Source organism: Acinetobacter sp. YH12205, assembly GCF_013418125.1.
Classification (GTDB): Bacteria; Pseudomonadota; Gammaproteobacteria; order Pseudomonadales; family Moraxellaceae; genus Acinetobacter; species Acinetobacter towneri.
The window spans coordinates 1-25,221 of sequence record NZ_VPCQ01000018.1; the positions used below are offsets into that span (position 1 = coordinate 1).

Consider the following 25,221-nt stretch of genomic DNA (forward strand, 5'->3'; position numbering starts at 1 on the left):
CCTTGTATAGCTAGCTTCTGCATCAATCGAGCAACTGTACAACGTGCGATAACATAACCTTCACGTTTCAATTGTTGCCAGACCTTACGCACACCATATCGACCTGAACTTTCTTTCCAAATTCGTTTAATTTGTTCAGCATGATGCTCATCATGTAGATCTCGTTTCGCTCGATGTTCTGGATTGTCAGCGAGATCTAAAGTTCGGTAATAGGTTGAAGCTGCGATCGGTAAAATCCTACAAATCGCATCAACACCATATCGATCTTTATTGTTATGGATGAAATCCACCATTATTTGTGTGGGCGGTCGAGCTCCGCCTGGGCGAAAAAAGCGGCTGCTTTACGTAGAATCTCATTGGCGCGTTGCAGTTCTTTATTTTCGCGTTCGAGTTGTTTGATACGTTCTTGGTCTGAAAGCAGCTGTACTTTAACTGGATTTTGTTTATCTAAATATTTTTGATACCAAACACGTAGTGTTTCAGGAGTACAACCGATTTTAGGAGCAATTGCTGTGATCGCAGCCCAATTCGATGGATAATCTTTTTCGGATTCAATCAATAATTGAACCGCTCTATCTCTGATTTCAGGGGTGTATTTTACTTTTTTCATCGGGACATTCTCTCAAGAAAAGTGGTCTCCGACAAACCCGGTACGGTTCATTCACTAAATCCTCAACTTTTTTAAGATCAGCAATATGTCCGTTTGATAAATCTGAATTTACAATTTCACCCTCTTGATTCATCAGCAAGTGTAATTTGCAACCATAAAACCAGCCCATCGTACTTTTACCACGAGAAGCAATCTCATCTAAAGCATGATGACCTTTAGGGATTCTTTTATTTTTACAAACAGGTAAAGGTGTTGAATCAATCCATAAATATGAACTTTCATCTTTTTGGCTCAACGCATAAAGCAAAGCATGAATAGCAAGTTGGTGCTGATTGATGAGGGTAATCAGGTTTTTATAACAAGGCAAGTCTTTAAAGAGTTTGCTTTCAAACTGACAAAGCAAGTTAAAAAACATCTTAAAATTATGTACTTGAGATGTTTTATAGTAGATGGAGATAGCCACAATTTCTGATAAAGATAGCGTTGCTTGTCTGATACGTTGACGTTTGTTTTCTTGCTTGAGAAATTGCCAATAGATGGGTTCAAATTTTTTGAAAAAATCATCAACAATACAAAAAATTTCTGTAAAATCGTACATGGTAGTTAGAGCCTTTGGGTTGTGTCGTAACTTTCTAAATGGCTCTAACTACCTTTTTTTCAAGGGCTTTTCTTATCCGTAATTCGGGTTATATAAGGAAAAATAAGCGTGTAATTAATGCTTATATTTTGCTGTCTGATCTCATTTGAAAGAGTTTACATATCTGTCCAAAAGAAACGATAAATCAGTATGAAGTCGCTGATATTTTACGACTTCATACTAATTGCAGATTAGTCTTCCAAAACTTCTTCTAGCAACTCCTCACTCGGGGCAAAGTAATATGCACCATCCAAGGCGGTGACGAAATGCAATAAACGATCGTGGATGCCATCACCTGAAGTACCAAACATACGTTCTAACATGGCATCAATAATGCTCAAATCTTTGGTATAGGCAATAAAGAATAAACCCTGATCGCCTTTGCCATCACCATAAGGTAAAGAATGGCGCAAAATTTCCATTTCATCGCCTGCATCATCTTCAACGACAGTACGTGAAACGTGCGAATTTTCAGGTTGTACATCTTCATCTAATTCAATCGATTCTAGCTTGGTACGTCCAATCACGTGTTCTTGGGCATCGACTTTGAGCTTTTTCCATTTTTCTAAATCGTGGCAATAGCGCTGTGCAAAAATAAATGAACCATCGGCAAACACGCCTGCATCTTCGCCTAAAAGTGCAACTTCAGCACGATCATCTGGAAATTGTGGGTTTTCGGTACCATCAATAAAGCCAGTCATGTCGCGTCCATCAAAATAACGGAAACAAACCCGTTCATCCAAGACTTCAATTTTGTCTTGAATCCCCTCAAAAAATGCCTGACTAAGTGCAAAGCAAATATCCGCACGTGTACTGGCGAGGTGAATGATCACATCTGCAGGCACGGCAGGCATTGGGTACGCACCTTGAATCGGTTGTAATTGTTTAAAACCTTCTGGAGATTGCTGATAGAGCTGTGCCCAAAGTTCAGGACCAAAAGCAACGCCAGTTTTAATTTGGGCATGTGGATGTTGGGTAATCAAACGATCCCGTGTGCTAAACAAGTCAGCCAATTTTTCTTTTAATTCAGCAATGCTTAAGTATTTTAAACGAAGTACAAGAAAGCGAGCATGATCTGAAGGTAGTGGCAAAATTACAGATTGGGCAGTCATGTATAGCTCCTGAAAATTTGTTGTTTTCTATAAAGTTGACTTTATTGTGCCTGATTGCATGCAGGCTTAATAGCCCGAACCCGATTTTATTCAACGTTTTTAGCCATGAGATTAAGTGAAATATCATATAATGCACTGTCTTGTGAAAAGCAGCGATATATGTCTTATCAAGTTTGGATTGCGTTTATGTTGGCCTGTTGGGTGATTAGTGTTTCACCTGGCGCGGGTGCGATTGCTTCGATGTCGAGCGGTTTGAGTTATGGTTTTCGACATGGTTATTGGAATGCGATTGGTCTACAACTGGCTTTATTATTGCAAATTGCGATTGTAGCCGCAGGGGCAGGGGTATTATTTGCGACAACGCCTTGGGCATTTCTGATTGTGAAATGGTTTGGTGTGGCGTATTTGTTGTATCTGGCGTATTTGCAATGGGCAGCGCCTGCACAGTCGATTGAAATTCAGCATGAGTTGACGCGCAAATCTGCTGGAAAATTGGTGATGTACGGCTTTCTGGTCAATATGAGCAATCCCAAAGCAATTGTGTTTTTATTGGCAGTTTTACCGCAATTTTTAGATTTATCTAAACCACAATGGACGCAATATGCAATTATGGCGTTGACCATGATTAGTATTGATTTGATTGTGATGGCGGGCTATACGGGCTTGGCTGCAAAAGTTTTGCGTTTGTTAAGATCACCGAAGCAGCAAAAAGTCATGAATCGTACTTTTGCTGCATTGTTTGCAGGCGCTGCTTTTTTGTTAAGTTTGGTGCATCAGTAATGTCTTCAATTAAACAAAAGTGTATGTTGTAATTATAAAAAAATAGATTGAGATATACGTTGAAAATTAAAGGTATACCGCGAGCACGTTATTGGCAACATTGTTGGATTAGCATGTTGCTTTTGAGTTTTTCAACTTTAATTGCAATTGGATTAGCGATTCACTTTTCAGTAGATCGCGTGTTTTGGCCAATTGCTTTGATGGCACATTTGAGTATCAATTTGATTTTTTCTTTTGTATTTGCCGCTTTGCAAACTTATTTTAAACATACGGTGTGGCAAAGTGTGGTGTTGATTAATATCACAGCTGTGTTGTTGATTGCCATTCATGCAATGTTTTATCTACAAACAATAGATTGGAATGCTGTTTCAGAAGGTCAGCAGCAATTGAGTCTTTTACAGCAAGTGATTCACAGTGATATGGCACTGTGGATAGTGTATATGCTGCCACTTTTAGTCGTAATGCTCATTGCTGCAATACAAAAATATAGATACTCATGAACGAAAAACTAAGCCATGGTTCTGACTTTTTGAACGCTAAAAATCACCGCAAAAATGATCGCCATAGTCATCACAATACTTAAACCTGTCGAAATATTTAAGCCTGCACTTGACCATAAACCTACGCTGACTGCAATTTGCGCCACAATAAACGCCCAAATCACCATTTGTTTAGGCGAGTGAGCCAATAAACGTGCGGTTAAGGCAGGAATCACCAACAATGCACCCATCAATAAAGAGCCGACTGCACGTAAAGCCAATACTGTAAATAATGCCAATAACAACATAAAAATCAGACGTTGCCATTGTGCATTCACACCTTCACTGACTGCAATGTCAGGGTCAATTGCAATTTGAATTTGAGCCTGCCAAAACTTATAGAGTACCGCTAAGGCTGCAATAATGACCAAAGCAAATACGGGTAAATCTGCCCATGAAATGGTGAGTAAATCGCCAAATAAATAGCTCAGCAACTCAGGACGCAAACTCGGAATATGTTGAATAAAGAGCAAACCTGAACAGAGCAAGGTCGCAGAGCAGAGCGCCAATAATGCATCATTCGGCAACCGTGGATCATGTAAAATCCACAAAACACCCACCAATAATAATGCCAAGAATGTCACGCCCATCCACAGAGGCAAACTCAACGCCCCTGCAATCGCCACCCCCAATAACGTACCATGTGCCATCGTGTCGGCAAAAAAGGACATGCGTCGCCACAGCATTAAACAGCCAAGTGGGGCGGTCAAAAATACCAATAAACTGCCCATGATCCATGCAGGTAACAGCAATTGTAGCCAATCCATCATGGGTTAAGCTTCCGGTTCAGGGTGAATATGAGGACGTGAATCATGCTGACAAGGCTCGGCATGATCCCCATGTGCACAGTGTTCATGGTGGTGTTGATAAAACACCCGATTGGTTCCAAAAATAGCTTGATATTCAGGATGTTGTTGCACATTCTCGGGCAAGCCGCTGCAGCAAATATGTTTGTTTAAACAGACCACACGATGCGTGCCTTGCATGACCCATTGCAAATCATGCGACACCATCAATACCGCACAGCCATATTTGCTGGGTAAGTTGCGCACATAGTCATACAGTTCAGCTTCGGACTGAATATCTAGTCCTTGCATCGGCTCATCCAGTACTAAAACATCAGGTTGACGTAATAAGGCGCGTGCCAATAGCACCCGTTGCCGCTCACCACCAGACAGTTGTTGTACTTTTGAATCTTGCAGTTTGGCAATGCCAGTATCGCGGATAATTTCTGCTTTAATTGCGTCTGGGCATTTTTCTAAAGCCAGTAAATCTTTCACTCTTAAAGGTAAGCTGTGTGAAGGATTAAACTTTTGCGGCACATAAGAAAAGGTCAATTTGCGAGCATTTACGAGCTTGCCTGCATTTGGTTTGACAATGCCAAGCAAGACTTTAATTAGAGTCGATTTTCCTGCGCCATTGGGGCCAATTAGCGTGACAATTTCATGTGCATGCAATTCAAAATCGACATTTTTTAAAATATCGCGCTCATCTATTCGCACCTGAATATTGTGCAAGGCGATGAGCGGTGCAGTGGTTATTTGCTGTTGCACTGCTGACATTTTCCAGAAATCTCAATAATGCTGTGATGCGGGCTAAAGCGGTCAGAGGCTGCCAACTGATCGAGTTGCTCTAATAAACCTTGCGCTGAAGCTTCTTTAACGACTTTACATTCAGTACAGATCAAAAAAGCCGCTTGGTGTCCTTCACGTGGATGACAGCAAGGAATATAGGCATTGATTGAAGTCAAACGGTGAATTAGTCCTTTTTCCAGTAAAAAATCCAAAGTACGGTACACCGTTGGCGGTGCTGCAGGACGATCAGACTCACTTTTAATTTTCGCCAATAAATCATAAGCACCCATTGGTGCAGATGCCTTGAGAATGAGTTCCAACACTTCTTTACGTAGCGGTGTTAAACGAGCACCTGTTGCCGCACATAAACTTTCAGCTTCGGCAAGACGTTGATCGACATTGTGATGGTCGTGAACGCCATGTAATGCATTGTGATGCTCGTGCGAACATAAGCTCATAGCCACCCCAGTTGAACTTTAAAAGAAAAACGACAGTAAATCTTAGCATGAAGCGTTATCAGTTTCGATTATACGTAGGTATTTTTATAAATTTGTTATATTATAACATTTATCGATTTTTCGTGATATGCCGCAATGTTTCGTTTATTTAGTTTCTGTTTCTTAGCGTTATGCAGTACTGTCAGCATGGCGCAGGCTTTGGTGGTGTCTACCCATCCTATCTATTTGATTGCCCAAAAAGTCACGCAAAATATCGAAACACCCACGTTATTACTGGCAGATCAAACAGGGCATGATGTATCGCTCACGCCTGCACATCGAAAAATCATCCAAGATGCGGATTTAATTATTTGGCTAGGTAAGGCGCATGAAGCACCGCTAGAACGTGTATTACATCAAAATCCTAAAGCGATTGCTTTATTAGATACGGGCATTATGAAAACTTTGCCGCAGCGTTCAGAACGTGGTGCAGCATTAAAAAATACAGTAGACAGCCATGTCTGGCTAGACCCAAACAATGCGGTGCGTATCGGCTTCTTTATTGCCGCGTTACGTTCTCAGCAAATGCCTGAACATCGCGATGCTTATTGGAACAACGCACGTGCCTTCGCACAGAGTTTATTCAAAAGTGCAAGTCAGTTTCAGACTCAAACTGCAGTACAGCCATATTGGGCTTATCACGATGCCTATCAATATTTAGAACGTGCCTTAAATTTAGAATTTTCTGGGTCGATGACCAATGATCCGCATATTGCGCCAACAGTCGCACAAATTAAATATTTGAACGATCACCGACCAAATCCAAAAATGTGCCTACTTGCAGAAGGACATGCCAGTAAAAATCAGTATATGAAATTGAATCCAATTGTGTTTCAAAAGGTCGATGAAAGCATGCGCGGTGCAGATGATTTTGTGCAAGCGTGGCAGCAATTAGCCAAGCAAACCAAGGCTTGTGTATTAAATGCACGAAAATGATGCGTTTTTTAAGCAAAATTGAAATATGACAATTCCGAGACAAACATGCAAAAAAACACGACTAAGGTCGGGAAACGATTGCATGTTCAGGGGGCTAACTCTATAATGCCTGCGATAAAAAACGATCATCAGTTGAACTTGTCAAGCATTAATGCTGTGAGTGGATAAAAAAATGAGCCGAACTAGTCGCTTGATTGACCGACGATTAGCTAAAGCTTTGGTCTTCTTACAAGCATTCATGATTCCAGTTTCAGCCCTGATAGCGTGGGTCTTGAAAGACTCAACGGCTGCCTTAAGCGCTGCACTTGGTGCTAGTGTTTGTTGGTTGGCAAGTTGTTATTTTTCATGGCAGTCGTTTCGAGCAGCAGGTGCACGAGCGTCCAGACAGGTTCTTTCGAACATGTATAGAGGAATGCTCGGTAAGTTTGCAATCGTGATCGTAGGATTCATTTTAATTTTAAGCAATGTACAGCCGTTATCCCCGGTGGCATTGTTTTGTGGTTTTATGCTCGTTCAAAGCATGTCGTGGGTTGCGCCATTTTGGGTGTCACGATTACAAAAACGAGTCTAAACGCAGCAAAAATTGAAAAGTTTTTCAGGAATAGGCGAGATATCAAGCAGCACGCGATGTTCGTTTGTTCTATTAGTTTTTTTACATTGACCAGGTGTGATTTATGGCTGCTGAAGAACATGCCCTTACTTCGACCGAGTATATCAAGCATCACTTGACCAATATGACCTATGGCAAAATGCCAGACGGTTCATGGAAGTTGGCTGAGTCTGCTGAAGAAGCTCAACAGATGGGGTTCACTGCTATTCACTTGGATTCAATGGGTTGGTCTATCGGACTTGGTCTGATCTTCTGTTTATTGTTCTGGATTGTTGCGAAAGCTGCAAATTCAGGCGTGCCTGGTAAATTCCAGTCAGTAATTGAAGTGATTATCGAGTTTGTGGATTCAAGTGTACGTGATACCTTCCATGGGAAGTCTCGATTAATTGCACCCTTAGCATTAACCATTTTCGTGTGGATTTTCCTCATGAACTTGATGGATTTGATCCCTGTTGACTTTATTCCTTATGTAGCTCAACAGGCGATTGCATCTATGCTGGGTGTGGACCCTCATCAGGTTTACTTTAAAATTGTTCCGACTACAGATCCAAACATTACCTTAGGTATGTCTATTTCTGTATTCTTCTTAATTATTTTCTATAGTATTCGTGAGAAAGGTGTTGGCGGCTTCGTTGGTGAGTTGGCACTTAACCCATTCAACCCAAGTAATCCAGTTGCTAAAGTGCTTTTAATTCCATTCAACTTATTGTTGGAATTGACTACTTTCTTGGCGCGACCAGTTTCATTGGCTCTACGACTGTTCGGTAACATGTATGCGGGAGAGTTAATCTTCATTCTTATCGCGTTATTACCGTTCTGGATCCAGTGGGCATTGTCTGTGCCTTGGGCGATTTTCCACATTTTGATTATTACGCTACAAGCATTCATTTTCATGATGTTGACTATCGTGTACATGAGCATGGCAAGCGAAAAGCATTAATGGTATGGCCTAACTGTCATCGGGCGGTTGGGCACACAATTTTTTAACTTAATTTGGTATAAAACCTAACCTCTGAGGAATTATCATGGAACTCACTTTAGGTCTAGTTGCAATTGCATCTGCTATCTTGATCGCTTTCGGTGCTTTAGGTACTGCGATTGGTTTTGGTCTTTTAGGCGGTCGCTTCCTTGAAGCTGTTGCTCGTCAACCAGAATTGGCTCCACAACTTCAAACTCGTATGTTCTTAATCGCAGGTCTTCTTGATGCTGTGCCTATGATCGGTGTTGGTATTGGCTTGTTCTTCATCTTCGCTAATCCATTTGTAGGTTAATCAGCTTAATTCCGAAATTCACTATTTGAGGAATTTGCAATGAATATCAACCTCACATTGTTTGGCCAAGCGATTGCATTTGCGATTTTCGTCGCATTCTGCATGAAGTTTGTATGGCCACCACTAATCAATGCGATTAGTGAGCGTCAGCGTCGTATTGCTGACGGCTTAAATGCAGCTGAGAAAGCCAAAGCTGATCTTGCCGATGCGCAAGCTCAAGTGAAAGCTGAATTAGATGCAGCTAAAGCACAAGCGGCTCAATTGATCGAACAAGCGAATCGTCGTGCAGCACAATTGGTAGAAGAAGCGCGTACCCAAGCATCTGCTGAAGGTGAGCGTATTCGTCAACAAGCGAAAGAAGCTGTTGATACAGAAATCAATTCTGCTCGCGAAGAATTACGTCAACAAGTAGCTGCGCTTGCAGTAACTGGTGCAGAGAAAATTCTTAGCCAGCAAGTTGACGCAGAAGCTCACAATGCCATGCTGACTCAGCTGGCTGCTAAACTTTAAGAGAGAGGCAGATTATGGCTGAACTCTTGACGTTGGCACGCCCATACGCTAAAGCAGCATTTGCTTACGCTTCTGAGCAAGGTGCAACTGACAATTGGTCAACAGCACTTAACTTGCTCAGTGCTGCGGTGCAAGACGAAGCATTTTCAGCTTACTTAAATCGCCCTGAGCTTACGCCTGCTGAGCAGGTGAGTATTTTTGCCAAAGTTTTAGGTGAAGACCAAACTGCAGCAGTGTCAAACTTTTTGACATTGCTTGCTGAAAACAACCGTTTGGCTTTGCTTCCTGAAATTCAAGCAGAATACGAACAGCTCAAATCACAGAATAACAATACTGTGGATGTTGTGATTGAATCAGCATTCCCATTGACTTCTGTACAAGAACAAATTCTTGCTCAAGCGTTAGAAAAACGTTTCGCTGCGGCAGTAAATGTTTCTGTAGAAGTGAACCCAGCGTTAATTGCGGGTGTGGTTATTCGTGCAGGCGACCAAGTGATAGATGATTCTGCGCTTAACAAGCTTGAAAAAATGCGGACACGTCTTTTAGCTTAATTGCGAAGACTGAACTAATAAAAGATTGAGGTATAGCGCAATGCAACAACTGAATCCATCCGAGATCAGTGCGCTCATTAAACAGCGTATCGGCGATCTGGACACCAGCGCGACCGCTAAAAACGAAGGTACCATTGTTATGGTATCCGACGGTATTGTGCGCATTCACGGCCTTGCTGATGCAATGTACGGTGAAATGATCGAATTCGACGGCGGCTTATTTGGTATGGCACTGAACCTAGAACAGGATTCAGTGGGCGTCGTTGTTTTAGGTAACTACTTAAGCCTTCAAGAAGGTCAAAAAGCACGTTGCACAGGTCGTGTATTAGAAGTTCCGGTTGGTCCAGAACTTTTAGGCCGTGTGGTAGATGCTTTGGGTAACCCAATTGATGGTAAAGGCCCTATTGATGCAAAATTAACTGATGCTGTAGAAAAAGTAGCACCAGGCGTAATTTGGCGTCAATCAGTGGATCAACCTGTTCAAACTGGTTATAAATCAGTTGATACCATGATCCCTGTAGGCCGTGGTCAACGTGAGTTGATCATTGGTGACCGTCAAACTGGTAAAACAGCAATGGCGATCGATGCGATCATCGCTCAGAAAAACTCTGGCATTAAGTGTGTATACGTAGCAATTGGTCAAAAACAATCGACTATCGCAAACGTAGTACGTAAGCTAGAAGAAACTGGCGCTATGGCGTATACCACTGTTGTCGCAGCAGGTGCATCTGATCCAGCAGCAATGCTGTATTTAGCTCCGTACTCTGGTTGTACAATGGGTGAATACTACCGTGACCGTGGTGAAGACGCGTTAATCATTTATGATGACTTGTCTAAGCAAGCTGTTGCGTATCGTCAAATTTCATTGCTTTTACGTCGTCCACCAGGTCGTGAAGCGTATCCAGGTGACGTGTTCTATCTACACTCGCGTCTACTTGAGCGTGCTTCTCGTGTATCTGCTGACTACGTTGAGAAATTCACTAACGGTGAAGTTAAAGGTCAAACTGGTTCTTTAACTGCATTGCCGATTATTGAAACTCAAGCAGGTGACGTATCTGCATTCGTACCAACCAACGTAATTTCGATTACAGATGGTCAGATCTTCTTAGAAACATCATTATTCAACGCGGGTATCCGTCCTGCTGTGAACGCGGGTATTTCTGTATCGCGTGTTGGTGGTTCTGCTCAAACTAAGATCATCAAAAAATTGTCTGGTGGTATCCGTACCGCTTTGGCGCAATACCGTGAATTGGCAGCGTTTGCTCAGTTCGCTTCTGACCTTGACGAAGCAACTCGTAAGCAACTTGAACATGGTCAACGTGTAACTGAGTTAATGAAGCAGAAACAATATGCGCCATACTCAATTGCTGACCAAGCTGTTTCAGTTTATGCATCTAACGAAGGCTACATGGCTGACGTAGAAGTGAAGAAAATCGTAGACTTTGATGCTGCGTTAATTTCTTACTTCCGTTCAGAACATGCTGCGTTAATGCAACAAATCGATGAAACTGGTGATTTCAACAAAGACATCGAAGCTGCAATCAAAGCAGGTATTGAAAGCTTTAAAGCGACTCAAACTTACTAATTTAGCATTGGCTAGTTAGGGGTTTGGTTCACGGAATCAACCTTCGGAAGCCTGAAAGGGCTTTCGAATACTAGGTTAAGCGTATGGCAAATTTAAAAGAAATTCGCGCCAAAGTTGCTAGTATCAAGAGCACGCAAAAGATTACTCGCGCGATGCAAATGGTTGCTGCTTCTAAGATGCGTCGTGCGCAAGAGCGCATGGCTCAAGGCCGTCCGTATGCCGAAAATATGCACCGTGTAATTGCTCATTTGGTACAGGCGAACCCTGAATACAAACACCGTTATATGATTGAACGCCCTGTAAAACGCGTTGGTTATATCATCGTGTCTTCAGATCGTGGTTTGGCAGGTGGCTTGAACATTAACTTGTTCAAGAAAGTTGTAAAGCATGTACAGCAACAACAAGAGCAGTCAATTGAAGTTCAGTTTGCTTTAATTGGTCAAAAAGCGGTTTCGTTTTTTAAAAACTACGGCGGTAAAGTGCTTGGTGCAACTACAAACGTAGGTGACGCGCCAAGTCTTGAACAGTTATCTGGCTCTGTGCAAGTGATGTTAGATGCGTACGATAAAGGCGAGTTAGATCGCATTTACCTCGTGTCAAACGGCTTTGTCAATGCCATGACTCAAGATCAGAAAATCGAACAACTTGTTCCTTTAGCATCTGCTGAAGAAAACAAGACTCTTAACCGTCAATACGGTTGGGATTATATCTATGAACCAGAAGCTGAAGAGCTGTTAAATGGTTTATTGGTTCGTTACATCGAGTCTATGGTTTATCAAGGTGTGATTGAAAACATCGCATGTGAACAGTCTGCGCGTATGGTTGCAATGAAAGCTGCAACAGATAACGCAGGTGAACTGATCAAGAGCCTACAACTTATTTATAACAAGCTGCGTCAAGCCGCGATTACTCAGGAAATTTCTGAAATCGTTGGTGGTGCCGCTGCCGTTTAACATTATTAGTTTGAATTGAGGAGACAGCAATGAGTGGCGGTCGTATCATTCAGATCATCGGCGCGGTTATCGACGTCGAGTTTGAACGCAACAGCGTTCCTAAGATCTATGACGCTCTCCAAGTTGACGGTACTGAAACTACATTAGAAGTTCAGCAACAACTTGGTGATGGCGTAGTTCGTACTATTGCAATGGGTTCTACTGAAGGCCTTAAGCGTGGTTTGAACGTAACTAACACTAACGCGCCAATCTCTGTACCAGTAGGTACAGCGACACTTGGTCGTATCATGGACGTTCTTGGTCGCCCTATCGACGAAGCTGGTCCAGTTGCAACTGAAGAGCGTTTACCAATTCACCGTCAAGCGCCTTCTTATGCAGAACAAGCGGCTTCTACTGACCTTTTAGAAACTGGTATTAAAGTCATTGACTTACTTTGCCCGTTCGCGAAAGGTGGTAAAGTTGGTCTGTTCGGTGGTGCGGGTGTTGGTAAAACCGTAAATATGATGGAGTTGATCAACAACATCGCTAAAGCGCACTCAGGTTTATCTGTATTCGCTGGTGTTGGTGAGCGTACTCGTGAAGGTAACGACTTCTATCACGAAATGAAAGACTCTAACGTTCTTGACAAAGTAGCAATGGTCTACGGTCAGATGAACGAGCCACCTGGTAACCGTTTACGCGTAGCGTTAACTGGTTTGACTATGGCTGAGTACTTCCGTGATCAAAAAGATGAGAACGGTAAAGGTCGTGACGTATTATTGTTCGTAGACAACATCTACCGTTATACACTAGCAGGTACTGAAGTATCAGCACTTCTAGGTCGTATGCCATCTGCAGTAGGTTATCAGCCTACACTTGCAGAAGAGATGGGTGTTCTTCAAGAACGTATTACTTCAACTAAGTCTGGTTCGATTACATCTATTCAAGCTGTATACGTACCTGCCGATGACTTGACTGACCCATCACCTGCTACAACGTTCGCGCACTTAGACGCAACTGTAGTATTGAGCCGTGATATTGCATCTCAAGGTATTTACCCTGCGATCGATCCACTAGACTCAACTTCACGTCAGTTAGATCCATTAGTTGTTGGTACTGAGCATTACGAAATTGCTCGTTCAGTTCAAAACGTTCTTCAACGTTATAAAGAATTGAAAGACATTATCGCAATTCTTGGTATGGACGAATTGTCAGAAGAAGACAAACTTACTGTATACCGTGCACGTAAGATCCAACGTTTCTTCTCTCAACCGTTCCACGTAGCTGAAGTATTTACTGGCGCGCCTGGTAAACTTGTACCGCTTAAAGATACAATTCGTGGCTTTAAAGGTCTTCTAGCTGGTGAATACGATCATATCCCAGAACAAGCGTTCTATATGGTTGGTGGTATTGACGAAGTGATTGCTAAAGCCGAGAAACTTTAATTAGCAGCTCTAATTTAGGAGATTCTCATGGCGACTATGCAATGTGATGTTGTAAGTGTAAAAGAGTCTTTGTACTCGGGCACTGTGACTATGCTAATTGCAAAAGGTGCTGGCGGTGAACTCGGTATTATGCCGGGTCACGCACCACTGGTAACTTTGCTTCAGCCGGGTGCAATCCGCGTTCTGCTGGAAAATGGTACAGAAGAATTAATCTATGTATCTGGTGGCGTTCTAGAAGTTCAACCGCATGTTGTTACGATTCTTGCAGATACTGCAGTTCGTGCAGAAAACTTAGATGAAGCGGCAATTATTGAAGCGCGTAAACACGCTGAACAATTGTTGGCAAATCAAAAGAGCGATTTGGACTCTGCTGCTGCTTTGGCTGCTTTGGCAGAAACTGCTGCACAGTTGGAAACCATCCGCAAAATCAAAAACCGCGCACTTTAATTGTCGGTTTAAGATTGAAAAAAGCCACTCGAAAGAGTGGCTTTTTTTATGCTGTTTGGAATTGAAGCCTTATCTTTGCTTAAGATGCTGTATTGGTAGTTTCAGTAGGCTGATTTGACTCACCTTGTAAAATCATCCCCGCCAGTTTTAGCATTTCAGCTTGAATACTCCCCATTTGCTGTTCCAGTTTCTTAAAGTCCACTTTGCTTAAATCGACTTGTCCATTTAAAAATGGTGAAGCCAAAACTTGCTGATTGGCAGCCAATAAGTTTTGACGGATGGTATCAATTTCCTGTGTTTTTAAGTCTAGGCTGCTTAGTGTTTGATTGAAGCCTTGTAACTGCTGTTGTAATTGAGTCGCTGCAATTTGTAATTGTTGTGGATCTTGCGCATCTACAGCGGTTTGCAATTCAGACTTGGTTTGATTTAGTTGTTCGACATATTGACCTGCTTTGAGCTGTAGATCAGCCACATCGCGCACAATATAGAACATATTGCCACTGCTTAATGGAGCGTTGGTTGGGTTTGTATTGCTGTTGGATGATGCGTTGGAATCATCTTGATTAGTTGTTTGCGTTTGCGGCGTGTTCATTTGATCACAGGCGCTGAGTAGCAAGGCAGAACTCAATAGTGCAAACGGAAGTAGTGTCTTCGAAGATACATTTTTCATATTCATGTGATTTTTGGTACTCATTGAGAATGAATATAAAACGAAAATATGAATAAAAAACAGATTGTTGCAAAGCAATAACAAATCTTAATTTTTTTGTCTAAATCAAAAAAAATAGGAGTTTTAAAGAAACTCCTATGAATTACACTTCTTTCATAAAAGAAAAATGATCATAAGTAATGCGTCGAATTGATATTGATAGTCCCTTCTCTTGCGCCATATATGGCTCAGGATGAGGAATATATTCCGCAAGAGGATGAGGGAGCTGAATTATTGATTTAAAGAGAATTTATGAAAGAACTCTTTAACTTGCTGAATAAAAAATTATTTAGCCAATTCAGCCTCAATCGCTTCTACAATGCGCGGGTCATCTGCGGTTAAATCTGGGGCAAAACGCGCCACCACTTCACCTTGTTTATTCACCAAAAACTTTTCAAAGTTCCACAATACTTCAGGTGGTTCATTTGGGGTTAAGCCGTAATCAACCAAATCTTTCCACCATGGGCCTTCACCAATACGTTCAGGAATTGCTTGCGTTAAAGCCGTGTAGAGAGGATGTTTTTCTGCACCCACGACTGGAATTTTAGCAAACAATGGAAAACTCACCTGATAATTCAGTGAGCAAAATTCCTGAATTTCTGTATCGCTGCCCGGTTCTTGTGCCAAGAAATCATTCGATGGAAAGGCTAAAATTTCTAAGCCTTGTGCCTGTTTTGCTGCGTAGAGTTGCTGTAAGCCTTCGTATTGCGGGGTTAAGCCACATTTTGATGCCACGTTCACGATCAACAACACTTTTCCTGCATATTGATTTAATGTGGTTTCCGTACCCTGATTGGTTTTTACTGCAATGTCATAAACTGAAGTGCGCATAGTTGCTTCCTAGAATCTGTATTTTACCGCTACTGTTGTAACTGTAATTTTTGGGTACAGCAAGTTTTATAGCAAAGAAATTTACGACACTGATGGAATCCCGCATAGCCGTGATATTGCGCAGAAAAATGTAATTCGTATCTGCATTTTATTTTATTGATGGATAAATCGAGCGAAAAGTGCCATAAATAGACACTGGGTTTTTAGCACTTTGCATCACAAGTCAGTTATAGAAAAGGGTTTCACAGCAGGTATGCTGTTTGGTACAACAAGGATGATGAATACATGATACGGTCAGATAAAGGCGTATTTTGGGCAATTTTATTGCCATTGATTGCGGTATTGATTTGGTCTTTAAATATTGCAGTAACGAGGTATGTGGCGGAGTATATTTCACCCGTCAGTATCAGTTTTTATCGCTGGTTGATTGCTTTTCTGATTTTAACCCCGTGGATATTGCCCAAAGTTTGGCAGCAGCGTGAGTTGATTCGTCCACATTTGAAACAGTTGGCAGTGCTTAGTGCTTTTGGTTTGGTGCTGTATCAAGGTCTAAGCTATACCGCAGCCAATTACACCACTGCAACCAATATGGGCATTATTAATGCGTTTATTCCCATGTTTACGGTTTTGGTTTCATTGCTGATCTTAAAAGACATTCCGACACGATTTGCGGTTTTGGGCTGCATTATTTCATTTTCGGGTTTGTTGTATGTGATTGCACAAGGAGATTTGCGTCAACTCAGTCAGCTGACAGGACATGCGGGCGATATGCTCATGGTTTTGGCGGTATTTTTTTACGCCTTTTATGGGGTATTTTTAAAGAAATGGAATTTAAAATTGCCGCTCATGCTGAGTCTTTATGTGCAAATTATATTCGCCTTACTTTACCATCTGCCATTTATTTTGTGGTTCGGCTTGGATCATTTAAATAGCCAAAATGGTTTAAGTGTGCTGTATGCAGGTATATTTCCTTCAATTATTGCACCTTTGGTATGGATGTTGGCCGTTCAATATTTAGGGCCAAATCGCACCAGTATTTTTATGAATTTGATGCCTGTTTTCACGGCTATCATTGCATATTTTTGGTTGGCAGAAGTGTGGGGGAGTTATCACAGTATCGGTGGATTGATTATTTTAACGGGTATTGTGTTGGCACAAATGAAAGCACGCGTACACATTCAAGCAAAAAGTTGAGTTTAATTGGTATTTTTTTTGATCACATAAAGGTGTATTTAAAATGCCTTTTATTCAAAATTTATACAGTATTGAGTGTTATGAATTATGACAGTTTTTTTAATTTTTCTAAAATAATTGTAAAAATAGTAAGATAATTTAAATTGTTAAGAAAAAAAGATGAATCTTTCATTGAATATTTGTCTTGGATTAATAGGAAAAATCTATTTGTATAGTCGACTAAATTACTCCATAATTCACGTACTGAAAATGATCCACTGTATTCAATAATCAGTGAAATATCATTTGCAGCAAGATTTTCAAACCCTCTGGATGTGCTTTTATACACATCCTTTTTATGCTCAACCATCCCTATATGGTTGAGCTTTTTTTTATCCACTGGAGCGTAAAACCTCGTGGTTCAGCACGAGGATATAAGCGACTGGAGTAAACCATATGAACGACACGAAATGTCGTTTTAAATACTTGTACTATAGTCACTATTAAGAAAAATACTGTTAAAATAATTGGATGAAGACACTCAAATTACGCATAAAAGACAAACATTGCAAGGTGCTAAATCAGTTAGCATCCGAAGTAAATTTTGTCTGGAATTATGTCAATAATTTGTGTTTTAAGCATCTACAACGTAAACAACAATTCTTTTCAGCATACGACCTTGCAAAATACACGAAAGGCACATCGAAAGAATGCAACTTGCACAGTCAAACTATTCAAGCAGTGACAGAAGAATTGGTCACAAGACGCAAGCAGTTCAAAAAAGCAAAACTAAAATGGCGTGTCAGTAATAAAAAATCAGCTAGACGTTCACTGGGTTGGATACCGTTTAAAAAGGTTGCAATCAAATATGCTGATGGCTATGTTCAATATGGCAGGCATCAATTTAAACTATGGGATAGTTACGGATTAAGTCAATACAATATCAAAACAGGCACATTCGTAGAAGATAGTCGTGGACGTTGGTATGTTAGTCTTGTAGTTGATGCAGTCAAAATAGAAAAAAACAACGCTAAAACCTCAATTGGCATAGATTTAGGTTTAAAAGATTTAGCGACTTGTTCAGATGGCGTAAAACTTAAAGCACCTCAAATCTATCGGCAATATGAACAAAAACTTGGTATTGCTCAACGTGCAAAAAATAAGAAACGTGTCAAAGCCATCCATGCCAAGATTAAAAATGTAAGACAAAACATGCTGCATCAATTCAGCCGAAAACTGGTGAATGAACATGCAGCCATCTTCGTTGGCAATGTGAATGCCAAAGCATTAGCACAAACCAGATTGGCTAAATCAGTGCTAGATGCCAGTTGGACAACACTAAGAACCATGCTCAAGTATAAATGCGAGAACGCAGGGGTATGTTATGAAGAAGTCAATGAAGCCTATACCACCCAAATTTGTTCGTGCTGTGGCTCACGCTCCAGTAGTCCGGAAGGTAGAGCAGGACTTGGAATAAGAGAATGGCAGTGTGTGGAGTGCGGTACGCTCCATGATCGGGATGTAAATTCCGCACTGAATATTCTTGCGCTCGGGCATGAGCGTCTAGCAGTAGGAATCTCCGTCCTTTAGGTCGGGGAGGATGTCAACTAAAATTTGTCTAAAGCTAGGCGCGAATCACTGCCCCACTCTCTGCATCTAAAATACGGCTAGGTTGCTGGCTTAAACCCAAATCACCATTTAAGTAGTGCAATTGTTGATGGAAATATTGCGTTGTCTCTTGCAAAGAGCGTGCAGGGGCAAGTCCGGCAGGATTGGCACTGGTCGATACAATAAAGCCATCAAAGGCATGGCATAACGCCATACATAAAGGATGATTGGTTACGCGCACCGCTACTTTGGGGTGTTGACCTGTAATCCACTCTGGAATTGCGGCTGTGCTGGGTAATAGCCAGGTGGTTGCTCGATCTGTGGGATAAGTATTCGTCCATGACGCAATTACGCGATCTCGCATTTCGGGGTTTAAATCCTGCAGCAAATGCTCTACTTGTGACAGATGTCCTGCCAGTAAAATCACACCTTTTTCAATCGGACGCTGTTTCAGACGCAAAATTTCCAAAAATGCCTGTTGATTATATGGATCACATCCCAATCCCCAAACCGCCTCTGTAGGATAGGCCAGTACCTGTCCTTGTTGTAGACATGCAGCGGCTTCGGTGACAGAAGTTGTAATCATGGGAGTTTTACCTAAACAGAAACGTGAAATAGGCGCTTATTGTGAACCTTATTTGAGTGGACGACAACGCAGATATAAACCTGATTGTTGTAAACAGAAGCCCATGAGTTCCAGTTCCATTAATGCGCTGGTGAGTGTGGCAATATCTAAATTCAGTTGCTGTGCCAAGTGATCGATGCTTTGTCCGACCCAATCCAGTTGTTGATACAGTGCCAATAAATGCTCGGGAATATGCGGTGTACTTGTATCTGCTGTTTTTGTTGTGGTGGTTTGAAGTATTGCTTCAGTCGGTGGTGTAGATAATTTTGCTTTTGTTGAAGCTGCTGTAGTCTGATTTTGGCTTGATGCTATTTGGTTTTGTTGATATTGCCATTGGGTGGGTAGGGCTAAATCTTCAATCACTTGTTCAGGATGATCCACTAAAATTGCACCTTCACGAATCAATTGGTGGCAACCTTGATGAAATTCACTGTAAATATGTCCTGGAATGGCAAAAATTAATTTGCCTTGCTCTGCTGCCAGTTTCGCGGTAATCAGCGAGCCACTATTTAAACTGGCTTCAGCAACAATCACGCCTAAACTTAGTCCACTGACAATACGGTTACGTCGTGGAAAATGTTGCTGTAAGGGCTTAGTCTGTGGTAAAAACTCCGTAATCACGGCACCACCAGATTCTACAATTTTTTGGCGCAGGCTGTGATGTGCACTTGGATAAGTGCTGTCCAAACCTGTGCCCATGACTGCAATGGTGCGTTGATGTTGCAAAGCACCTTGATGTGCGGCTTCATCAATACCTTGTGCCAAACCACTATTGATAAAGAACCCTTGTTCACTTAAATAATAAGCAAAATCATAAGCCACTTGCCGACCATGCGGGCTGGCTTTGCGACTGCCGACAATCGCAATTTGCGCTTGCAACAAAGCCTGTGCATTGCCTTGCCCAAATAAAATGGGTGGCTTGTTGGAATAGGGTCGTAACTGATTGGGATAGTCCGCATCGTCCAAAGTTAGAATAAAATCGCACTGCTGTTGCAGTTGATTCAGACATTGTTCAAAGGCGAGTTGCCCTGTTGGGCTGAGATATTCTTTGGCGCGTTGTAGATGGTTGGCATGAATGCGCACATCTGACCATGTGAGGAGGTGTTCGGGCTGCACTGCGGCAGCCACGGAACCATAATGTTGTACGAGTTTGGAAAAACTAGACAGTGAATGTTGAACCAAATACCACAACAAAATGTAGTTGATTTGCTGTGGGCTGAATGAATTCAACATCACCATCTTAAGCCGTTTTAGTCGTCCATTCGTGGTGCTTGTAAGCTCGCACCGACTTTAATAGGCAATTCGCTGTCTAAGACATAGGCGTAGCTAATGTGGTCAAAGCTCTTGAAGACCATGATATTGCCAATACGTTCGCCTGGAAGCTGAACACGTTCTTTGGTTTTCGGGTCGGTGACCACTTCGCCTTTTTGCGCTACGCTAAACACATGACCAGATTGCACGCCATGTAATGTACCGCGATCAATTGCCACAACACTGTGTTTTGCTGCAGTACCAATCGAACCCATCACACGTAGCACCTGACCACCTGTGCTGACATTTTCAGCATGCGTTGGGTAGAACAAGGTTGGCAGCATTGGGTCATAAATTGGTAAGACGCGATCACCACGACGCACTTCGGCATTGTAGGTATCGGTCAATTCAAGTGTGGTGATGTCATTTTCACCACGTACTGCAATACCTGCAGCAACTTGAGTGAGTTCAATGCCTGCATTGAATTTTTGACCATTGGCATCGGTCAGCATGTACGGTTCGCCTTCACGATATACACCGTAGCGTTGACCTACTTCCAGACCTGTACCACGCGCATACACACTTTGACCTTTAGCGGCTAAAACACGTTGATCAGAAGTACCTAAAATATATGGTGTGCCTTGTAACGCATCTGCGGCAATAATGCTGCTGCGCTCTAACCAGTGTTTGATGTAGTCAAGTGGAATCACAGGAATGGTATTATTTAAAGACTCCACGCGAATTTGCGGCTGTAAATTGGTGCTCTTGCCTGCATAACGACGAATAATGCCTTCACAGCCATCGCCTTCATCTTTACCAATAATTGGACGACCTTCATAGGTACACATCAACAAACGGTCACCTGGGAAAATCCAGTGTGGATTTTTTACGTGACGGTTACTTGCCCAAATTTCAGGCCAACGTAATGGATTGTTCAGGAATTTTTTGGAAATATCCCATAAGGTATCGCCTTTTTTTACCACATACACATTTGGTGCGCTGGCTTTTAAGGCAGGCGGATTGATGTTTCGTGCAGGTGCTGCTTCAGCCACACTGATCGCACTAAGTCCCACTGTGAGACATACTGCGAGTGCTAAAACTTGCTTTTTAAACCCCAAGACACGAAAAGAGGATGTGTCTGTCAAAACCTTTTTCATTATCATAATTCCTAAAATTATGTATGTAGTTGCGTTATAATAACGATCTTACACACATTTTTTTGATGAAGCATTCCTTCATTCGGTTTTTTGATCAATGGCATATAAGTGAGGACGTCCCATGGCCTTATTACCTATTTTAAGTTTCCCGGATCCCCGTTTGCGTACCATTGCCAAACCCGTCGAAGAAGTGACCGACGAAATTCGTCAGCTTGCTGCAGATATGTTTGAAACTATGTATGCCGCACCAGGAATTGGTCTAGCTGCGACACAGGTAGATCATCATATTCAGCTGATTGTCATGGATTTATCTGAAAATAAAGATCAACCCATGGTCTTCATTAACCCCAAAGTTACCCCATTGACTGAAGAGACCCAACCGTATGAAGAAGGGTGTTTGTCAGTGCCTCAAATATACGACAAAGTTGAGCGTCCGTCACGTGTAAAAATTGAAGCGATTAACCTTGAGGGTCAATCCTTTGCGCTAGAAGCAGATCAACTTCTCGCTGTTTGTATCCAACATGAAATGGATCACTTAAATGGTAAATTATTTGTCGATTATTTATCACCACTCAAAAGACAGCGTGCCCGTGAAAAAGTGGAAAAAGTAGTGCGCCAGCGTCAGAAAGAAAAAGTTGCTGTGAAGCGTTAAAACAAACAACCATCTAGTTGTCCATGTTTAGACCAAAGCATAAAAATCAGCCCAATTTCGATTGGGCTTTGTTATACTTGCGCCACACAAATTCAGGATAGATGTTTTTGTTGTTGCGTAGTGGCTTACTGCTTTCATTTATCGCAGTTTTTTTACAGATTGCTGTATTTTTACAGCCTTTGCTGCCTGAGCAATATCAAGTTGCGCCAGTCTGTGAAACCATCACGCGTGCACTTTTGTTGCCACAAGCCCACGCCGTGCATACAAATTCTTCGCATACTGCACATTCATCTACATCACAGACCGATGATCAGCAACTGACCGTACAGCATGAACATCATCATCACGATGCTTCACATCAATGTCAGTATTGTACGGTCTATGGCAACTTGGTCTTGCCACCTGAATTAGAGCTTAAAGAGGTGCTTGATCGCATTCAGGTACGTCTTTTGGCTTTCCAAAAACGTTTTCAACACGTTTGGTTTGCACTTCAGCAACTCTTTTTACTTCCGCAGGGACGTGCTCCACCTCACTTTGCATAAATTCAATGTTTTTCGGGTCTGCTTTGACCCTAACTGTATTTATGTTTTGAAGTGAGAAATAAAATGGCTCAGCCTAAATTTTTATTACAGCCCATTGCGGCTGCAGTTTGTGTTGCCTGCTATTCAGCAAGTGCGTTTGCCGATCAAAGTATGCTGTCTGCGAATACGCATAGTCTTGCGCCTATTGTTGCAACCGCACAACAGGGCAATGATGCCAATGGTTTGGTGGTTCGTGCTAATCCAAAACAACCCATTCAGCCGATTCCAGCCACAGATGGTGCAGACTATTTGCAAAGCATAGTTGGCTTTAGTGCTGTCAACAGTGGTGCGGGTACCAATGGCGATGTGACCTTCCGCGGCATGTTTGGTTCACGTATTAAAATTTTAACCGATGGTTCTGAAAACTTAGGTGCATGCCCGAGTCGTATGGATTCACCAACCTCTTATATTTCACCAGAAAGTTTTGATGAAATTACCGTCATTAAAGGCCCGCAAACGGTGCAATATGCCAACACAGGTTCGGCAGCAACGGTATTGTTTGAGCGTAAGCCTGAGCAATTTGGTGAAGGTCAAAACTATCGTGGCCAAGCCAGTGTCTTGATGGGGTCATTTGGCCGTTTAGATCATAATGTTGAAGCGGCTGCGGGTGATGAGCATAAATACATCCGTTTAAACGCCAACCGTTCTGTAGCAGATAGCTATAAAGATGGTAATGGTACAACTGTTCCTTCGGATTGGGAGCGTTGGAATGCTGATCTCGCTTTAGGTTGGACACCCGATGAAAACACTTGGCTTGAGCTGACAGGTGGTCGTGGTGATGCCGAAGTGGTTTATGCAGGCCGCATGATGGACGGTTCTGAATTTGACCGCGAAAGTTTAGGTTTACGTATAGAAAAGAAAAATATCACCGATGTGATTAAGAAAATTGAAGCACAGGTGAATTATAGTTTTAACGATCACGTGATGGATAACTTCAGCCTGCGTGAGTTTAATCCTGCAGGGGGGATGATGCATCCTATGGCAAACAATGTGGCACGGAAAACTTTAAATGCGCGTATGGCGGTGACACATGAGTGGGATAAAGTTGACTTTGTGACAGGTGTTGATACTCAAAATAATGAGCATAGTGGTCGTAAAGGCAGAATGAACAGCTATAAAAATTTGCCTCGTACTGTGGATATGGAGTTTCAATCTTATGGCGGTTTTGGTGAGCTTGGTTATCAATTCAATGATCAAAATAAGTTAGTCACAGGTGTGCGTATTGATCAGGTCGAAGTTGATGCAGTACAAACAGCTCAACAACGTAAAGAAACTTTGCCAAGTGGCTTTATCCGTTTGGAAAATCAGCATCCACACCATGATGCAAAAACGTATGTCGGTTTGGGTTATGTAGAGCGTATGCCTGATTATTGGGAATTATTTACACCAAAATCAGGAAATAGTAATCCAAATACATTTAAAAATATTGATACTGAAAAAACACTTCAACTGGATTTTGGCTATCAACATGAGCATGGTGCATTTAGTTCTTGGGCATCGGCTTATGCGGGTTTGATTAATGACTATATTCTAACTAAATATACGAGTATGACAGATGCGCATACGCGCAATGTGGATGCAACCATTGCTGGGGCAGAAGTTGGTATGGGTTATCAATTTACCGATGCTTTGCAAGCTGATGTGAGTGCCATGTATGCGTGGGGTGAAAACACCACAGACAATACGCCGTTACCACAAATTTCACCTTTGGAAGGACGTTTAAACCTACGCTATGTTCAAGATAGATACACTTTAGGTGCATTATTACGTGTAGTCGATGGTCAAAGTCGTATAAGTAAAGATGAAGGTAATATCGTAGGTTACGACCTCAAAGAGAGCAGTGGCTTTGGCGTATTGTCTTTAAATGGCAGCTATAACCTCAATAAAAGTGTTGATGTGTCTGTGGGTGTTGATAACGTTTTGGATAAAACGTATAGCGAACATTTAAATAAACTAGGTTTAAATGGGACTGGTAGTGCAGCAAAAGTTCAGTTTAACAATAGTGGTCGTAACTATTGGGCGCGTATCAGTATGAAGTTCTAATTTGAACTTTATTTAAACCAAAAGCAGGGTTTAGGCTCTGCTTTTTACTTTTTTATTAGAACAATTTCATATAAAACAATAGATTAAATCTTGTGATTGTATTTTGAAGAATTGCACAGATTTTTATTAAAATAAATTTATGAGATAAAACAGTAGCTTATCTATTTTTGGGTTTATAAAATAAACACTCGAAATATTTCTTTTACAAAAAGCCTTGCATGGCAAAATATTTGGCCTATAATGCACATCCATCGGCGGTGATGTTGATAAAAACTTGTTGAAAAACAATGGCTTGGTTGATTGATTTAAGATTAATTGAGTTTAGTTTGAGTAGATGGTTTTGAAAATAAAATCAACATTGCATGTTGACTTTCTGGAAATAGAGAGTAGTATAGCCGACCTAGCTTGATGCTGACGAAGCATCGAGAAGATCATTAAGAGATTATGAAGAACAACTTGTGTGGATTTTTACTGATTGATTGATCGAAAATATTTCATTGATTGATTGGTTTAAATTACTCGAAGTTTATTTGAGCGAAATTTAAGTCAGAAAAT

At 41.6% G+C, this 25,221-nt stretch carries 27 protein-coding genes, 2 pseudogenes and 1 other annotated feature; of the genes and pseudogenes, 17 read left to right on the forward strand and 12 right to left on the reverse strand.

The genetic code is table 11. From position 1 onward, the window contains the following. The 3 genes and pseudogenes from FTU92_RS13495 to FTU92_RS13505 all read right to left on the reverse strand — a co-directional run. Window positions 1-610: pseudogene (locus tag FTU92_RS13495) on the reverse strand (IS3 family transposase); the annotation flags it as partial. Next, window positions 219-335 (reverse strand) — a sequence feature (AL1L pseudoknot). It overlaps the preceding pseudogene by 117 nt. A 49-nt stretch (window positions 611-659) precedes the next feature. Then, window positions 660-1,208: pseudogene (locus FTU92_RS13500) on the reverse strand (IS982-like element ISAba4 family transposase); the annotation flags it as partial. 230 nt (window positions 1,209-1,438) lie between these two features. Then, window positions 1,439-2,359, reverse strand: a complete 921-nt coding sequence (locus FTU92_RS13505; RefSeq protein ID WP_180051492.1) for a Dyp-type peroxidase — start codon at window positions 2,357-2,359, stop codon at window positions 1,439-1,441. A gap of 159 nt (window positions 2,360-2,518) precedes the next feature. Between FTU92_RS13505 and FTU92_RS13510 the strand changes: the two genes are divergently transcribed. Beyond that, a complete protein-coding gene (locus FTU92_RS13510) occupies window positions 2,519-3,139 on the forward strand; it encodes a LysE family transporter (protein WP_178319014.1) in 621 nt (206 codons plus the stop codon). Between the two features lie 113 nt (window positions 3,140-3,252). Further along, on the forward strand, window positions 3,253-3,639 hold the full coding sequence (locus FTU92_RS13515) for a hypothetical protein (RefSeq protein WP_180096434.1): 387 nt from the start codon (window positions 3,253-3,255) through the stop codon (window positions 3,637-3,639). Window positions 3,640-3,647: 8 nt separating this feature from the next. On the opposite strand, the gene znuB is transcribed toward FTU92_RS13515, so the two are convergent. From znuB to FTU92_RS13530, 3 genes are read right to left on the reverse strand one after another with little or no spacing between them, the layout of a single operon-like run. Beyond that, a complete protein-coding gene (gene znuB / locus FTU92_RS13520) occupies window positions 3,648-4,448 on the reverse strand; it encodes a zinc ABC transporter permease subunit ZnuB (protein WP_136144783.1) in 801 nt (266 codons plus the stop codon). Window positions 4,449-4,451: 3 nt separating this feature from the next. Next, a complete protein-coding gene (gene znuC / locus FTU92_RS13525) occupies window positions 4,452-5,240 on the reverse strand; it encodes a zinc ABC transporter ATP-binding protein ZnuC (protein WP_004970152.1) in 789 nt (262 codons plus the stop codon). Next, a complete protein-coding gene (locus FTU92_RS13530) occupies window positions 5,216-5,710 on the reverse strand; it encodes a transcriptional repressor (protein ID WP_004970151.1) in 495 nt (164 codons plus the stop codon). The genes znuC and FTU92_RS13530 overlap by 25 nt, the downstream gene beginning before the upstream one ends. Before the next feature lie 135 nt (window positions 5,711-5,845). Between FTU92_RS13530 and FTU92_RS13535 the strand changes: the two genes are divergently transcribed. The 10 genes from FTU92_RS13535 to FTU92_RS13580 all read left to right on the forward strand — a co-directional run bounded on the left by FTU92_RS13535 (window position 5,846) and on the right by FTU92_RS13580 (window position 14,036). Continuing rightward, window positions 5,846-6,685, forward strand: a complete 840-nt coding sequence (locus FTU92_RS13535) for a metal ABC transporter solute-binding protein, Zn/Mn family (RefSeq protein WP_131261254.1) — start codon at window positions 5,846-5,848, stop codon at window positions 6,683-6,685. Window positions 6,686-6,857: 172 nt separating this feature from the next. Further along, window positions 6,858-7,256 (forward strand): ATP synthase subunit I, encoded by a 399-nt coding sequence (locus tag FTU92_RS13540; protein WP_004970147.1) that lies wholly within the window; start codon window positions 6,858-6,860, stop codon window positions 7,254-7,256. Window positions 7,257-7,359: 103 nt separating this feature from the next. Beyond that, window positions 7,360-8,235: a F0F1 ATP synthase subunit A gene (atpB, locus tag FTU92_RS13545; RefSeq protein WP_004970145.1), complete on the forward strand. Its 876-nt coding sequence runs from the start codon at window positions 7,360-7,362 to the stop codon at window positions 8,233-8,235. 85 nt (window positions 8,236-8,320) lie between these two features. Continuing rightward, window positions 8,321-8,566, forward strand: a complete 246-nt coding sequence (atpE, locus tag FTU92_RS13550; RefSeq protein ID WP_000424060.1) for a F0F1 ATP synthase subunit C — start codon at window positions 8,321-8,323, stop codon at window positions 8,564-8,566. A gap of 39 nt (window positions 8,567-8,605) precedes the next feature. Then, complete coding sequence (locus FTU92_RS13555; protein ID WP_004970142.1) at window positions 8,606-9,076, forward strand: F0F1 ATP synthase subunit B; 471 nt, start codon at window positions 8,606-8,608, stop codon at window positions 9,074-9,076. Window positions 9,077-9,090: 14 nt separating this feature from the next. Next, window positions 9,091-9,627 carry a F0F1 ATP synthase subunit delta gene (locus tag FTU92_RS13560; RefSeq protein WP_004970141.1) on the forward strand — a complete coding sequence of 179 codons (537 nt, stop codon included), beginning with the start codon at window positions 9,091-9,093 and terminating at the stop codon, window positions 9,625-9,627. Between the two features lie 40 nt (window positions 9,628-9,667). Beyond that, window positions 9,668-11,212, forward strand: coding sequence for a F0F1 ATP synthase subunit alpha (gene atpA, locus FTU92_RS13565; protein ID WP_004970138.1), 1,545 nt, complete (start codon window positions 9,668-9,670; stop codon window positions 11,210-11,212). A gap of 83 nt (window positions 11,213-11,295) precedes the next feature. Continuing rightward, window positions 11,296-12,165: a F0F1 ATP synthase subunit gamma gene (gene atpG, locus FTU92_RS13570; protein WP_004970136.1), complete on the forward strand. Its 870-nt coding sequence runs from the start codon at window positions 11,296-11,298 to the stop codon at window positions 12,163-12,165. Window positions 12,166-12,194: 29 nt separating this feature from the next. Next, window positions 12,195-13,589: a F0F1 ATP synthase subunit beta gene (atpD, locus tag FTU92_RS13575; RefSeq protein ID WP_004970134.1), complete on the forward strand. Its 1,395-nt coding sequence runs from the start codon at window positions 12,195-12,197 to the stop codon at window positions 13,587-13,589. Window positions 13,590-13,616: 27 nt separating this feature from the next. Beyond that, window positions 13,617-14,036 carry a F0F1 ATP synthase subunit epsilon gene (locus tag FTU92_RS13580; protein ID WP_004970132.1) on the forward strand — a complete coding sequence of 140 codons (420 nt, stop codon included), beginning with the start codon at window positions 13,617-13,619 and terminating at the stop codon, window positions 14,034-14,036. Window positions 14,037-14,115: 79 nt separating this feature from the next. Here FTU92_RS13580 and FTU92_RS13585 read toward each other — a convergent pair whose 3' ends face one another. Both FTU92_RS13585 and FTU92_RS13590 read right to left on the reverse strand, forming a co-directional pair. Beyond that, entirely contained in the window at window positions 14,116-14,706 is a 591-nt protein-coding gene (locus FTU92_RS13585; protein ID WP_154321292.1) for a hypothetical protein, read from the reverse strand. Between the two features lie 324 nt (window positions 14,707-15,030). After that, complete coding sequence (locus FTU92_RS13590; RefSeq protein ID WP_004970127.1) at window positions 15,031-15,576, reverse strand: glutathione peroxidase; 546 nt, start codon at window positions 15,574-15,576, stop codon at window positions 15,031-15,033. 285 nt (window positions 15,577-15,861) lie between these two features. Here FTU92_RS13590 and FTU92_RS13595 point away from each other — a divergent pair, with 285 nt between their 5' ends. Next, a complete protein-coding gene (locus tag FTU92_RS13595; protein ID WP_096902732.1) occupies window positions 15,862-16,770 on the forward strand; it encodes a DMT family transporter in 909 nt (302 codons plus the stop codon). Window positions 16,771-16,855: 85 nt separating this feature from the next. Here the strand turns inward: FTU92_RS13595 and FTU92_RS13600 are convergent, their stop codons facing one another. Then, complete coding sequence (locus FTU92_RS13600) at window positions 16,856-17,149, reverse strand: hypothetical protein (protein ID WP_004970123.1); 294 nt, start codon at window positions 17,147-17,149, stop codon at window positions 16,856-16,858. Window positions 17,150-17,280: 131 nt separating this feature from the next. Between FTU92_RS13600 and FTU92_RS13605 the strand changes: the two genes are divergently transcribed. Further along, complete coding sequence (locus tag FTU92_RS13605) at window positions 17,281-18,339, forward strand: RNA-guided endonuclease TnpB family protein (RefSeq protein ID WP_180096435.1); 1,059 nt, start codon at window positions 17,281-17,283, stop codon at window positions 18,337-18,339. A gap of 34 nt (window positions 18,340-18,373) precedes the next feature. Here FTU92_RS13605 and FTU92_RS13610 read toward each other — a convergent pair whose 3' ends face one another. Genes FTU92_RS13610 through FTU92_RS13620 form a run of 3 tightly spaced genes read right to left on the reverse strand, consistent with a single transcriptional unit; the run spans window position 18,374 to window position 21,390 of the window. Then, on the reverse strand, window positions 18,374-18,943 hold the full coding sequence (locus tag FTU92_RS13610; protein WP_004970120.1) for an L-threonylcarbamoyladenylate synthase: 570 nt from the start codon (window positions 18,941-18,943) through the stop codon (window positions 18,374-18,376). 48 nt (window positions 18,944-18,991) lie between these two features. Next, window positions 18,992-20,215 (reverse strand): DNA-processing protein DprA, encoded by a 1,224-nt coding sequence (dprA, locus tag FTU92_RS13615; protein ID WP_004970117.1) that lies wholly within the window; start codon window positions 20,213-20,215, stop codon window positions 18,992-18,994. Window positions 20,216-20,232: 17 nt separating this feature from the next. Continuing rightward, the gene (locus FTU92_RS13620; protein ID WP_180060777.1) at window positions 20,233-21,390 is read right to left on the reverse strand and encodes a LysM peptidoglycan-binding domain-containing protein; all 1,158 of its coding nucleotides are present in this window, start codon (window positions 21,388-21,390) and stop codon (window positions 20,233-20,235) included. A gap of 121 nt (window positions 21,391-21,511) precedes the next feature. Here FTU92_RS13620 and def point away from each other — a divergent pair, with 121 nt between their 5' ends. The 3 genes from def (at window position 21,512) to FTU92_RS13635 (ending at window position 24,666) form a co-directional block, all read left to right on the forward strand. Then, window positions 21,512-22,042: a peptide deformylase gene (gene def / locus FTU92_RS13625; RefSeq protein ID WP_180062534.1), complete on the forward strand. Its 531-nt coding sequence runs from the start codon at window positions 21,512-21,514 to the stop codon at window positions 22,040-22,042. A 107-nt stretch (window positions 22,043-22,149) separates the two neighbouring features. Continuing rightward, entirely contained in the window at window positions 22,150-22,584 is a 435-nt protein-coding gene (locus FTU92_RS13630; protein WP_154321168.1) for a DUF2946 family protein, read from the forward strand. 63 nt (window positions 22,585-22,647) lie between these two features. After that, window positions 22,648-24,666: a TonB-dependent copper receptor gene (locus FTU92_RS13635; RefSeq protein WP_167845690.1), complete on the forward strand. Its 2,019-nt coding sequence runs from the start codon at window positions 22,648-22,650 to the stop codon at window positions 24,664-24,666. The last annotated feature ends 555 nt before the right edge of the window (window positions 24,667-25,221 follow it).